Here is a 12,599-nt window from a genome sequence, read left to right on the forward strand (position 1 = left end):
TTACCAGCAGGTGCATGGCTTAGCAACCGCGGCAGCTTTCGATCGGGCAGATGGGCAGTGATTTCAGCATAGCGCGGGGCCTTGACGTGGAGGCGCTGAAAGCCGCCTTCGATCGCGACGGGCGGGTCGAGGTCCGCGGCTTCCTCGTGCCGGCCGATGCGGCCCGGCTGCGCGCGCATCTCGCCGCGCGGGATGACTGGACGCTGGTGCTCAACGCGGGCAAGGCGGTGTACGAGATTCCGCGCCAGGGCTATGCCCAGCTCTCCGCCGCGCAGCTGGCCGATCTCGACCGACATGTCGTCGAAGCGGCCCGCACCGGCTTCCACTATCGCTACGAGACGATCCGCGTCGCGGACGACCCCGCCATGCGCGGACGGACCCCGCTCGATGCCTTTGTCGGCTTCATGTCGTCGCCCGAGGTGCTGGCGCTGGTCGCCGCGATCACCGGCGCCGATGATATCGCCTTCGCCGACGGGCAGGCCACCGCCTATTCGGCCGGCCATTTCCTCACCCGGCACGATGATGACGTCGCCGGAAAGAACCGGCGCGCCGCCTATGTGCTGGGGCTGTCGGACGGCTGGCAACCCGAATGGGGCGGGCTGCTGATGTTCCATGGCGCGGACGGCCTGGTCGAGCAGGGCTATGTGCCGATGTTCGGGGCGCTGCGCCTGTTCGCGGTGCCGGCGATGCACAGCGTCAGCTATGTCACCCCGCTCGCGCCCGAGCCGCGCCTGTCGGTGACGGGCTGGCTGCGGCACCGCTGAACGCCCGTTTGAACGGAGCCTGATCCGCCCGCTGGCGAAGGCCGGGCGCTTTATCCCGGCGAAGGGCCTCAGTTGCCGCGCGCGCCGTTGACCACGGGGCCGACCATCTCCTTGGCCGTGCGCCGGTTCTCTTCCGAGATCAGTTCCCACTCGGCGATCGAATGGCACACCTTGGTGCGCAGGCGGGTGCCGGTGGTGGGCTGGGATTTGCAGACGATCCTGCTGCCGTCGGCCGGCTGTTGCGAAGCCGGCTGGTCGGCTGCCAGCACGGGAAGCGGGGCCAGCGCGGCCAGCGTCGCGGCAAGCAGGAAGCCATGGGTGTAACGCATCGTTCGACTCCGGAAATCTATGTCCTGTTCCATACTATCGCGGTGGCGCCTGCTCAATGTCGCCGCCTCCCGCATCACTCCAGCGAATAGCCGTAGCGCTCCGCCCAGGGGGCGAGCACGGGCAGCGCATATTTCATCGGCTCGCGATAGCGGGTCCAGCGGCCGCTGGCGCGCGCATAGACCTTCTCCGTCACCTGCGCGTAGCTCGGCGTCCGGATATGGCCGCGCTCGATCGCGGTGCGCTGGTGATCGAGCGCCTGTCCCTCCCAGTCGAGGCCCAGGAAATCGACAATCGGCCGCACCGCCCCCTCGGTGTCGGCGACCAGATCCTCATAGCGGATCGTCTCCACCCGGATCGGGAAGATCGCCCGGCATGTCTCCCAATAGCGGAAGATGCGGTCATAGGTGCGGCTGGCGTTGGTCAGGTCCAGGAAGCTCGACATCGCCTCGGTCGGCTTGAAATTCTGCATATAGCAGCTCAGCACCACGTCGGCCGGGTGCCGCATCGCCAGGATGATCCGCGCATCGGGGAACAGCCGGTGGATCAGCGGCACCCGCAGCATCGACAGCGGGTTCTTGTCGATCACCAGCGCCCCGGCCGGCGGCGGCGAGACCTTGTCGAGCTCGGCGAAATAGAGCGCGCGGAGCCGGGCGATCTCCTCGGGCCCGATCTCGGCCAGCCGGGTGAAATCCCCCAGCTCGGCGGCCACCTTGTCGAGGATCGGCACCTCCTCCAGCACATGGGTGCGGCTGTGGCCCATCAGGATCGTGTCGAGCAGGGTCGTGCCCGATCGCGGGAAGCCGACCAGGAAGGCGGGGGCCGGCGGCTGGTCGATCGGCGGCGCGTCGGCCCATCGGGCGAAGAATTCGGGGGTGGTGAGCGCCTCGATCCGCTCGATGTCGCGCTGATAGGCGCCCCGGTCGACGCTCTGGCCCAGCGGGCTCAGCGCGGCGGCGCGGTTCATCTCGGCGAAGGCGGCGGCGGCCTCGTCGGTGCGGCCCAACCGGTCGGCGGCCTCGCCGATGAACTGCTCCACCATCGTCCGGTCGATCGCATCGGAGTCGATCGCGCGGGCCAGGTCCAGCGCCTCGTCCAGCCGGCCCTGGCGGCGCAGCGACAGCGCGCGCAGATAGTCTATCTCGCCGCCACGCGCGCCGGCCGCGTCGGCGTCGGCGATCAGCTGGTCGAGTTCCTCGATCCGGTTGTCGCGTTCCAGCAATATGCCCAGGTTCAGCCAGGCCGGGCCGAAGCCGGGCCGTGCCTTGATCGCAAAGCGATAGGCCTGTTCGGCCTGGGACAGATTGGCGAGATCGGTGAAGGCGATGCCGATCGCCAGGAATATCTCGGGGTCCTGCGGGTTCAGCCGCGCCGCGGTGCCGAGCGGCGGCAGCGCCGCCTCGGCATGGTCGAGCGAGCAGAAGGTGCGGCCCAGTTCGAGCAGCGGGATCGGATCGCGGGGGTCGAGCTTATGGGCTTCCTCGAACACGAAGCAGGCATCCTGGTGCCGGTCGAGCGCCAGCAGTGTGCGGCCCATGTTGAGGTGGACCAGCGGTGATTGCGGGCGCAGCGCGCGCGCCTGCTGAAAGGCGATCAGCGCATTTTCCAGGTCGCCCTGCGCCAGGCGGGCATTGCCCAGATTGTTCCACGCCTCGAAATCCTGGGGATTGGCGGCGGTCAGCCCCTCATAGACCCATACCGCCTCGCCGGACTGGCCCTGCGCCTTGAAGATTTCGGCGCGCAGCCGCTGCATGTCGGCATGGTCGCGCACCTTGGGGTCGTCGCACAGCGCGGCGGCCTCGTCGGCCCGGCCGAGCGCGAGCAGCGCCTTGGCGAGGTTGACGCGGTTGTCGATCGTGTCGCCGCCATGGGCGATGGCCTGCCGGAAATAATCGGCGCCGCGCGCGGCATCGCCGGCCTGGGCGCAGACAACCCCCAGGAACTGCAGCACGGCGGGGTTGCGCGGCTGCGCCTTGAGCACCGCCTGGCCCTGGGCCAGCGCGGAACCGAGATCGCCGCGCACCAGCGCGTCATAGGCGGCTTTGAAGCGGTCGTTGAGGGCGTTCATCACGGTTTTTCTAAAGCATTTTCCAGTCAGGTGAAATCACCTGACGGTTCGGAAAATGCGGGAAACCAAGAGCAAAGAAGAAGGGGGCGGGGTACCGGACCCCGCCCCCCTTTCAGGTGCGTTTCGCCGAAGATCAGAACTTCAGGCGAGCCGACACATAGGCGCGCCGTCCGATGACGTCGTAGAGCGACGGATCGGTGCCCGACTGGACGTTCGGGGCATAGGTCGGCGGCTGCTTGTCGAAGGCGTTGTTGAGGCCGAGACGCAGCGTGACATTCTCGACCGTCGCTTCGGCGGCGAAGTCGAAATAGACGACCGACTTCGGACCCGAGAAGGTCTCGCCCGGGAACTGCACCGCAGCACGGTTCTTCATGCTGTCGATGTAGCGGATACGGGTGCTGAGCGTGATCGGGTTCAGGTTCCACGCGATGTTGCCGGTGGCCTTCCACTTCGGGAAGCTGGTGCCGAGACCAGCGCCGAAATAGGAGGCGGTGCCCGCATATTTGTTCTTGATATTGCCGATGCCGACAACCGTGTAATCGATGAGATAGTTCAGCATCAGATTCAGGTTGAGCGACGATTCGGCGGTCACGAACGGGGTCGGCAGGCGATAGCCCAGCTGGACGTCGACACCGGAGGTCTTGATGGTCCCCTGGTTGATCTGCTGGAAGTAGCCCGTCGCCGGGTCACCGCCCAGCTCCGGCGGCAGGAACACCGCGGCGATGTTGCCGCCCGAACGGAACACGGCGTTGCAGTACGGGCTGCCGACCGTCAGGTTCGGGTTGATGCTGTTATAACCGTAGCAGGCCGCGATGATGTCATTCACGTCCGGTGCGGCGATAACGTCCTTCACCTTGATGTTGTAATAGTCGATCGAGCCGGTGATCCCCAGCGCGTTGAACACCGCACCGATGGTGAAGGCGTCCGACGATTCGGGCTTCAGGTTCGGGTTGCCGGTCGTCGTGATGAACGCCTGGGCGCCCGGGGTCGCGACGAAGGTGCTGGTCAGGCCGGCCAGGCCGCCTGCCGCACCCGCATTCTGACAGATCGTGGTCGCTGCCGCACCACGGGTGGTGCGGAAGTTGCTGTTGATCGAGCAGGGATCGAAGATCTGCGGGAAGCCGCCGCCACCCGAGAACAGCTCGCCGAAGTTCGGCGCGCGCACCGAATGCTGGTAGCTGGCCCGGAAGCGGACTTCACGGACAGGCGCCCAGGTCAGGGTGCCGCCATAAGCCCAATCCTTCGCCGGCGCTCCGTTGACGTTGTTCTGGATGTCGTTGAAGTCGCTGGTCGAGTGACGCGCGGTGAGCGAGAGCTCAAGCGTGTCGGCCCAGCTCTGGTCCTTGGCGATCGGAACCAGCAGCTCGCCGAAGAAGTCGGTGAACTTGTTGGTGCCGAGGTCGGGCGTGCTGGTGTTGAAGCCGGCGATCGGACCGAACAGCGAGCCCGGATCGAACGCGTAGCGGAACTTGCGCTGCTCCGCGCCCAGCACCACCGACATGGTGCCGCCCGGAAGCTCGGCCAGTTCGCCGCTGACATAGGCCTGGGCGATCTTCTGGGTGAACTTGGTCTCGGTGTTGCCGACCTCGTCCACGAAGCTGACGCACTCGGCCGACAGCGGCTGGATGCCGAACGGGTTGAAGCCGCCGGCGCAGAGGCTGGCGCCGCCATCAGCCGCTTCGAGCAGCTGCTGGACCTTCTGGACGTTGACGTTGCCCGCCGCCGTCTGGTCGATGTTGGTCTCGCCCCACGAGTAATAGGCCTCGTAGCGCCAGCCGGGCGCGAACTCGCCGCGCAGACCGGCCAGGCCCTGGGCCACGCGGTTGCGGAAGGTCTGCTGGCGCAGGCCGGTGCCGAGGAAGCGATAGCTGATCGGGAAGGCTTCGGTGCCGCCCGCGCCCGCAAGGCGGGGATCGTCGCCGGTACGCGCGTTGAGCAGGGTCCGCAGGTTGGCCGAGATGAACGGGTTGGTCGTCGGAACGACGAGGCCCGTGAACTGGCCCGACAGGATCAGCGGCGAGCTCGCCTGCAGCGGCGAGTTCTGGCCGACGCCGCGGATCGTGGTGCCGAGCGGGGTCGGCGCCAGCGCGGTGGCCGAGCTGTAGTCGGTGTAGCCGCCCTGGATGAAGAAGTCGAACGCCGGGCTGACTTCATAATGGCCCTGCAGGAACGCCGACTTGCGCTTTAGCGGAAGCACCAGGATGTTCACGATGTCGAAATTGTAGCTGTAGAAGTCGGGGAAGAAGTTCAGGTTCGGGTTGGCCGGCGAATCCAGGCCGTAGCGGAAGTTCGCAACGTCGCGCGGATTGTTGAACGTGCCCTGGCCGAACAGCGAGCCGTCCGAGTTGAAGCCCAGCAGGCCTTCGGTCGGGATGTCCTTGGCCGGGGTGCCGTAGCTCGCGAACAGCGCGTTGATCGCCGCCTGCGGGATCGGGTTGCCGCTGACCGAGGTGTATTTGCCGGTCGGGAAGGTGCCGGTGGTCGAGGTCGCCTGCGAGGCGAAGCCGCGCTGCGCCTTGATCAGGCCCTGGCGCTTCGAATATTCGAACGAGACGGCCAGGTTGCCCTTGCCCTCGTCGAAATTGCCGCCGAGCGTGCCGGCGAACTGATATTCGCGCGCATCGGTCTTCGGGATCGAGTTGGAATATTGGGCGCGCAGGTCGATGCCCGAGAAATTGTCCTTGGTGATGATGTTCACCACGCCCGCGATGGCGTCCGCACCATAGGCCGCGCCGGCGCCGCCGGTGGTCACGTCGATGCGCTCGATCAGGCCCTGCGGGATGGTGTTCAAGTCGACCGTCTGGTCGGTGCCCGACACCATCGGACGGCGGCCGTTGATCAGGATCAGGTTGCGGTTCGAGCCGAGGCCGCGAAGGTTGATGTTCGACTGGCCGTTGTTGCCCGGGTTGTTCGAGGTCGTCGTACCGGCCGGATTCACCTGGGGCAGGGTGTTCAGGAAGGTATCGAGCGTGATGTCCGCGTTCTTGACGGTCTCTTCGCCCGTCACCACCTGGATGGGGCTGTTGGATTCGAGGTTCGGACGCGCGATGCGCGAACCGGTAACGACGATGACGTCATCGGCACCCTCTTCGGCCGGCGCGCTCTGCGCGTTGGCGGCCGAAGAGCCGAAGACCATGGCCAACGCGACCGCGGCGGCGCTGGTGCTCAGGCCGAACCGGCTGAACTTCTGTTGTGTAATGGTCACTTTCCAGTCCCTTTTCTGGAGTGAGCGGGGGTTACCCCCGGGCCCAACCGTCACGGAATGGAGCAGGCGCTGGCACACCTCCCCATTCCATTCGGGTATCCGGCAGATGTGCAAGAAATCCGATCAGACTGTAAAGCGCAGGTTCATGCGCCGGACATGTTGCGGGCCGGATGTCGTATTTATGCAACAGTCGCGAAATCCCGTTGCTTTGTCTACGGTTGAGATGGTTATAATATTTCACGAACGGGAGGTCGTCGATGGTCAGTGTGCGCGCAACGACATTGGTGCTGGCTCTGCTGCTGGCATCGCCTGCCGCAGCGGCAACGGACGAGGCCGCCGCCCGTTCCGAGCTGTTCGACAAATTGCTCGACTGCCGCTCGATAGCCGAGGATGCCGGGCGGCTCTCCTGTTACGACAGCCAGTCCCAGGCCGTCGCCGCCGCCCGGAAGAAGGGCGACCTGATGGTGCTGTCCCGGCAGGACCTGAAGGAGACGAGGCGCACCCTGTTCGGCTTCTCGCTGCCGAAGTTCAGCCTCAAGGGCATCCGCATGGACGATCCCGGTATCGACCGGCTCGAAGGCACCGTCCTCGCCGCCAGCCCCGCCGGCTTCTACTGGTCGGTCGCGCTCGATCGGGACAGCGGCACCTGGGAAACCACCGAGGCGATCAACCGCCAGCCGCTGAAGGGCGACAAGGTCGTCATCAAGAAGGGGGTGTTGGGCGGCTATCTAGGCACGATCGGCAACAGCAATCTGGTGCGGTTCAAGCGGGTGTTCTGAGATGAAACCTGCTCCGTCGCTGCGCGGCGGGGGGGAATTACTGGGGCCCCGCCAGCGGCTGGGGATCGATCCGCGCCTCATGCCATTTGACCGCCCAGTGCAGGTGCGGGCCGGTGGCGCGGCCGGTCATGCCGATCGCGCCCAATGGCTGGCCCTGCTTTACCGCCTGGCCCGGCTTCACGTCGATCCGCGACAGGTGGAGGAAGGCCGAGTTGAGCCCCATGCCATGGTCGATCATCAGCAGATTGCCCTCCAGGCTGAAGGGCGCGGCGGCGGCCAGGATCACCACCCCGTCGGCGGGGGCGACGATCGGGGTGCCGGCGGGTTGCGCCACGTCGACCCCGGCATGATAGGCGCCGGGCTCGCCCGCATAGATGCGCTGCGATCCGAATATGCCGCTGATCCGTCCCTTCGCCGGCCAGATGAAGCGCTGGCGCCAGCCCTGGCTGCCGCTGTCGATCGCGCGGGCGGCGGCGATCTGGTCGAGCTCCAGCTTGCGGCGGGCCAGGAATTCCGGCGTCGGCGTGGTGCCGCGCGGCAGGGTCGGCAGCGATTCGATCTTCCACTGGCGGGGGGCGACGCTCAGCGTGCGGCGCAGGATCGTGCCGTCGGCGGCGATCGCCTCGATCCGGGCGGTGGGCGCGGCGTCGCGGTCGAAGGCGACCAGGAAGCGGCCGTCGGGGGCGAAGCCGATCGACCGGCCATCGAAACTCAGGCTGCGGATAGCGGCGGGGACGATCCCCATCGCCAGCCCGCCCTGCTCGATCGCGCCCGACAGGCGGAAGTCGGTGCCTTCGACGATACGGGGCGCGGCGGCGGGCGGCGGAACCGGCGGCCGGGGCGGCGTGACGGTGGGTGCACAGGCGGCGAGGGGGAGTAATGAAAGGGCAACGGCAACAAGAAAATCCCCCCTCCCCTTGAGGGGAGGGGCCGGGGGTGGGGCCTCCCCGCCGGCACCGCGTCGAGAGGAGGATAGGCCCCACCCCAACCCCTCCCCTGAAGGGGAGGGGCTATTCGGGCCTGATCTCAACCCTGCTGCTCCGCCTTCGTCGCCTCGACCGCGCTCAGATAGGCCTGCTGCCGCGCGACGCTCCAGTAGCGCAATTCGTCGAGCGCGATCGGCGTGCCGGAAACCCCGCAGACGACATGATCGCCGGGCACCAGCACGCGGAAGCCGTTGGCGAGATAGTGGAGCTTGGCCGCGCGGCCCGAGTTCATGAGCATGATATCCGTCCTTCCGTCAGAAGAGGTCCTGCTGGCGCGGGGCCTGTTCGTCGGAGGCCTTGGGTGCGGCCTTGGGCTTCGCATAGGCCGGTGCGCCGTCCTTCTCAACCCGCGCGTCGACCGTGCCGTCAGCGAAGTGGAGGGTGAGCAGCCCGGCCGCCTTCGCCTCGGCCGCCGCCGTGAGCACCCCGCCGCCGCGCGCCTCGACGCGGACATAGCCGCGCTGCAGCGGCTTGTCGGGGTGGAGCTGCTCGGCGATCCGCCACACCGCGTCCAGCCGGTGCCGGCCCTGTTCGATCTTCATCCTGATCGGCCGGTCGCTGAGCCGGATCGCGGCGAGCCGTTCCCCCGCCCGTTCGAGCTTGCGGTCGAGCAGGGCGGGGCGCAGCGCGCCGGCCGCCTGGGCCAGGTCGCTGCGGGCATGGGCGATGCGCTGGCCCAGCGCGCGCGGCAGCCGCTCGGCGATGTCGTCCAGCCGCTGCTGCTGGCCGGCGAACAGGCTGTCGAGCGCGGGGAAGCGATCGGCGATGGCGTCGTAACGCTCGCCCGCGCGCTCCCTGTAGCGGCGCGCCAGCCGCTCGGCGCGGGCGCCCAGCTCGCGGACATGGTGGGCGAGGTCGGCGCGCACCGGCACCGCCATCTCGGCGGCGGCGGTAGGGGTCGGCGCCCGGCGGTCGGCGGCGAAGTCGGCCAGGGTGGTGTCGGTCTCGTGGCCGACCGCCGAGATCACCGGGATCGGCGATTCGGCGATGGCGCGGACCACCTCCTCCTCGTTGAAGGCCCACAGGTCCTCGATCGATCCGCCGCCGCGCCCGACGATCAGCAGGTCGGGGCGGGGCACTGCCCCGTCTTCCGCCAGCGCGCCGAAGCCGCGCACCGCGCGCGCCACCTGCGCCGCGGCACCCTCGCCCTGCACCGCGACCGGCCAGAGGATGACATGGGTCGGGCAGCGGTCCTCCAGCCGGTGGAGGATGTCGCGGATCACGGCGCCGGTGGGCGAGGTGACGACACCGATGACCCTCGGCATGAACGGCAGCGGGCGCTTGCGCCCCTCGTCGAACAACCCTTCGGCGGCGAGCATGCGGCGGCGCTGGTCGAGCAGCGCCATCAGCGCGCCCTGGCCGGCCAGTTCCATCCGGTCGATAACGATCTGATATTTGGAGCGGCCCGGGAAGGTGGTGAGCTTGCCGGTGGCGATCACCTCGATCCCGTCCTCGGGGCGGAAGCGCATCGCGGCGGCCTGCCCTTTCCAGATCACCCCGTCGATGCAGGCGCGCTCGTCCTTCAGGCTCAGATAGCAATGGCCCGAGCTGTGCCGCTTGAAGCCCGATATCTCGCCGCGCACGCGGACATGGCCGAAGGCGTCCTCCACCGTCCGCTTCAGCGCGCCCGACAATTCCGACACGCTGAGCGCAGGCGCGTTGTCGCCCGGCGACTCCTCCGCTAACAGGCGGGGCCTGTCAGCCGGCTGCCCATGGGGGGTGCCATCGGGGAGAAGCTCGTCCATGATCGTCCTGTTGCTTGGGTCTGGAGGGCGCGAACATGCGCTGGCCTGGAAGCTGGCGCAATCCGAACGGCTTACCAAGCTGTTCGCCGCGCCCGGCAATCCCGGCATAGCCCAGCATGCCGAATGCGTCGATCTCGATCCTGCCCATCTCGAATCGGTGCTCGCCTTCGCGCGCGAGGAGAATGTCGGGCTGGTGGTGATCGGGCCGGAAGCGCCGCTGGTCGCCGGCCTCGCCGATCTGCTGCGCGAGAACGGCATCCTCACCTTCGGGCCGAACCAGGCGGCGGCCCAGCTCGAGGGGTCGAAGGGCTTCACCAAGGATCTGTGCCGGCGGGAGGACATCCCCACCGCCGCCTATGGCCGCTTCACCAATGCCGGCGCCGCCAAGGCCGCGCTCGACAGCTTCGGCGTGCCGGTGGTGATCAAGGCCGATGGTCTCGCCGCCGGCAAGGGCGTGGTCATCGCCGAGAGCCGGCGCGAGGCGGAAAATGCGATCGACGACATGTTCGGCGGCACCTTCGGCGCTGCTGGCGCCGAGGTGGTGGTCGAGGAGTTCCTGACCGGCGAGGAGGCGAGCTTCTTCGCGCTGACCGACGGAACCACCGTCGTCCCGCTGGGATCGGCGCAGGACCACAAGCGCGTCGGCGACGGCGATACCGGCCCCAACACCGGCGGCATGGGCGCCTACAGCCCCGCGCCGGTGCTGACTCCCGAGCTGGAAGCCCGGGCGATGAAGGAGATCGTCGAGCCGACCGTGCGGGCGATGGCGGCGGCCGGCATCCCCTATTCGGGCGTGCTCTACGCCGGGCTGATGCTCACCGCCGATGGCCCCAAGCTGATCGAGTATAACGCGCGCTTCGGCGATCCCGAATGCCAGGTGCTGATGCTGCGGCTGGAGGAGGACCTGATCACCCTGATGCTGGCGGTCGCCGAAGGCCGGCTCGCCGAGCTCGCACCGCCCAGCCTCTCGCCCAACACCGCGCTGACCGTGGTGATGGCGGCGAAGGGCTATCCCGGCACCCCGGCCAAGGGCGGCGCGATCCGCCGGATCGAGGAGGCCGAGGCGAAGGGCGCGAAGATATTCCACGCCGGCACCGCCATGTCGCAGGGCGGCTGGCTGATCGCGAACGGGGGCCGCGTGCTCAACGTCACCACGCTCGGCAAGGATATCGCCGAGGCGCGCGAAACCGCCTATGCGGCGGTCGACGAGCTCGATTTCGCGAGCGGCTTCTGCCGGCGCGACATCGGCTGGCGCGAATTGGCACGGCAGCGGAACGCTTCCGCCCCTGCCGCATTGGACGGATAGAACAGAAGTTCGAAAGGACGGGGAATGTCGAACACCACCCTCATCATCGCCGCCGTGGTCGCGGTCCTGGCCGTCGTCGGGCTGTTCCTGCTGCTGCGCACGCCCACCCAGCGCGTCCAGCTGAGCGATAGCGCGCCGCCCCCGGCCGCGCCGAAGCCCGCTCCGCTCGCGAAGGAAGGCCATGGCGTCGTCGACAGCGCTGCCGCGGCGGTGCTCGACATGGCGGGCCCGGTGATCGGCGTCGACGCGCACCCCGATCTGCCCGCCGACGATCTCACCCGGATCAAGGGGCTCGGCCCCAAGGCGCAGGGCGTGCTCAACGGTATCGGCATCCGCCATTTCGCCCAGATCGCCGCGCTCGATCCCGGCCAGGCGGCCGAGCTCGACGCGCGCCTTGGCGCCTTCAAGGGCCGCCTGTTCCGCGATCGCTGGATCGATCAGGCCCGCTATCTGGAGCAGGACGACGTGGCGGGATTCGAAAAGGAATTCGGCAAGCTGGGATGAGCGATCGCACGATCAAGATCGGCGTCGGCCTGTTTGTCTCGATGATCGCGCTAGCCGCCATCGTTACGGGTTATGATGCGTGGTTTGCGCCGCTTATGGATTGCCTCCAGCCTCCGCATTGAGCGGGAGGCTTGCCTAACCCATCCCCTGCAGCGCGGCGAACCTGCTTACCGCCGCCGCCGGCCCCGCCGGATCGTTCCACACCGCGCCCGACACCGCCAGGAAATCGGCGCCCGCCGCGATCAGCGGGGCGGCATTGTCCGGCGTGATCCCGCCGATCGCGACCGAGGGCAGCTCGAACAGGGTAGACCACCAGCCGAGGATCGATGGCTCGGGCCGGTGCTCGGTCTCCTTGGTGTCGGTCGGATAGAAGGCGCCGAAGGCGACATAGTCGGCCCCGGCATCGCCCGCTTCCATCGCCAGGTGCCGGCTGTCGTGGCAGGTGACGCCGATCTGCGCCTTGGCGCCCAGCAGCTGCCGGGCCTCGCGCGGATCGCCGTCCTCCTGGCCGAGATGGACGCCGTCGGCATCCAGCCGCTTGGCCAGGCCGATCGAATCATTGACGATGAACGCCACCTCGCGTGAGGCGCAGACCGCCTGCAGCGGGCGCGCCAGTTCGGCGATGCGATGTTCGTCCATCCCCTTGAGGCGCAGCTGGAAGGCGGCGACCAGCCCCGGCGCCGCGTCGATCGCGGCGGCCAGCGTCTCGGCGAAGTCCGCGTCGATCGCAGGCGGGGAGATCAGGTAGAGCTTGCACGGCGGGCGCCTGTCGTCGCGCTCGAAGCGATCGGCGAAGCCGGGGTCGAGGGTGAGGTCGTCATCGTCGAAATCGTCGGTCATGGTGCCGCTCTACCCTAAACCGTCATGCCAGCGAAGGCTGGCATCCATGTCTGTTGCCTCTCGCGATGGCATCCC

General features: G+C 68.1%; 12 protein-coding genes. 5 read left to right on the forward strand and 7 right to left on the reverse strand.

Going from position 1 to position 12,599, the window contains the following annotated elements; translation table 11 throughout:
* Nucleotides 1–50 precede the first annotated feature (50 nt).
* Entirely contained in the window at nt 51–764 is a 714-nt protein-coding gene (locus tag CMV14_RS02660; RefSeq protein WP_066970080.1) for a 2OG-Fe(II) oxygenase, read from the forward strand.
* Nucleotides 765–832: 68 nt separating this feature from the next.
* Here the strand turns inward: CMV14_RS02660 and CMV14_RS02665 are convergent, their stop codons facing one another.
* The 3 genes from CMV14_RS02665 to CMV14_RS02675 all read right to left on the reverse strand — a co-directional run bounded on the left by CMV14_RS02665 (nt 833) and on the right by CMV14_RS02675 (nt 6,364).
* On the reverse strand, nt 833–1,093 hold the full coding sequence (locus CMV14_RS02665) for a hypothetical protein (protein ID WP_066970081.1): 261 nt from the start codon (nt 1,091–1,093) through the stop codon (nt 833–835).
* Between the two features lie 74 nt (nt 1,094–1,167).
* Entirely contained in the window at nt 1,168–3,159 is a 1,992-nt protein-coding gene (locus CMV14_RS02670; RefSeq protein WP_066970082.1) for a tetratricopeptide repeat-containing sulfotransferase family protein, read from the reverse strand.
* Between the two features lie 133 nt (nt 3,160–3,292).
* The gene (locus tag CMV14_RS02675) at nt 3,293–6,364 is read right to left on the reverse strand and encodes a TonB-dependent receptor domain-containing protein (protein WP_096616425.1); all 3,072 of its coding nucleotides are present in this window, start codon (nt 6,362–6,364) and stop codon (nt 3,293–3,295) included.
* 257 nt (nt 6,365–6,621) lie between these two features.
* Between CMV14_RS02675 and CMV14_RS02680 the strand changes: the two genes are divergently transcribed.
* A complete protein-coding gene (locus CMV14_RS02680; RefSeq protein ID WP_066970092.1) occupies nt 6,622–7,143 on the forward strand; it encodes a hypothetical protein in 522 nt (173 codons plus the stop codon).
* 37 nt (nt 7,144–7,180) lie between these two features.
* Here CMV14_RS02680 and CMV14_RS02685 read toward each other — a convergent pair whose 3' ends face one another.
* The 3 genes from CMV14_RS02685 to xseA are packed head-to-tail and all read right to left on the reverse strand — an operon-like array spanning nt 7,181 to nt 9,874.
* Nucleotides 7,181–8,131: a M23 family metallopeptidase gene (locus CMV14_RS02685; protein ID WP_096367660.1), complete on the reverse strand. Its 951-nt coding sequence runs from the start codon at nt 8,129–8,131 to the stop codon at nt 7,181–7,183.
* 38 nt (nt 8,132–8,169) lie between these two features.
* Nucleotides 8,170–8,367 carry a DUF2093 domain-containing protein gene (locus tag CMV14_RS02690; RefSeq protein WP_083216143.1) on the reverse strand — a complete coding sequence of 66 codons (198 nt, stop codon included), beginning with the start codon at nt 8,365–8,367 and terminating at the stop codon, nt 8,170–8,172.
* A 16-nt stretch (nt 8,368–8,383) separates the two neighbouring features.
* The gene (gene xseA, locus CMV14_RS02695) at nt 8,384–9,874 is read right to left on the reverse strand and encodes an exodeoxyribonuclease VII large subunit (protein WP_066969529.1); all 1,491 of its coding nucleotides are present in this window, start codon (nt 9,872–9,874) and stop codon (nt 8,384–8,386) included.
* Here xseA and purD point away from each other — a divergent pair.
* From purD to CMV14_RS27355, 3 genes are read left to right on the forward strand one after another with little or no spacing between them, the layout of a single operon-like run.
* A complete protein-coding gene (gene purD, locus CMV14_RS02700) occupies nt 9,873–11,180 on the forward strand; it encodes a phosphoribosylamine--glycine ligase (protein ID WP_066969531.1) in 1,308 nt (435 codons plus the stop codon). The two genes, xseA and purD, sit on opposite strands and share 2 nt — an antisense overlap.
* A gap of 24 nt (nt 11,181–11,204) precedes the next feature.
* Nucleotides 11,205–11,684: a helix-hairpin-helix domain-containing protein gene (locus CMV14_RS02705; RefSeq protein ID WP_066969533.1), complete on the forward strand. Its 480-nt coding sequence runs from the start codon at nt 11,205–11,207 to the stop codon at nt 11,682–11,684.
* Complete coding sequence (locus CMV14_RS27355) at nt 11,681–11,806, forward strand: hypothetical protein (RefSeq protein ID WP_255250155.1); 126 nt, start codon at nt 11,681–11,683, stop codon at nt 11,804–11,806. The genes CMV14_RS02705 and CMV14_RS27355 overlap by 4 nt, the downstream gene beginning before the upstream one ends.
* 13 nt (nt 11,807–11,819) lie before the next feature.
* Here CMV14_RS27355 and thiE read toward each other — a convergent pair whose 3' ends face one another.
* Nucleotides 11,820–12,524, reverse strand: a complete 705-nt coding sequence (gene thiE / locus CMV14_RS02710) for a thiamine phosphate synthase (RefSeq protein ID WP_066969535.1) — start codon at nt 12,522–12,524, stop codon at nt 11,820–11,822.
* Nucleotides 12,525–12,599: the final 75 nt, after the last annotated feature.

It is taken from the genome of Rhizorhabdus dicambivorans (assembly GCF_002355275.1).
In the GTDB taxonomy this organism is placed as follows: Bacteria; Pseudomonadota; Alphaproteobacteria; order Sphingomonadales; family Sphingomonadaceae; genus Rhizorhabdus; species Rhizorhabdus dicambivorans.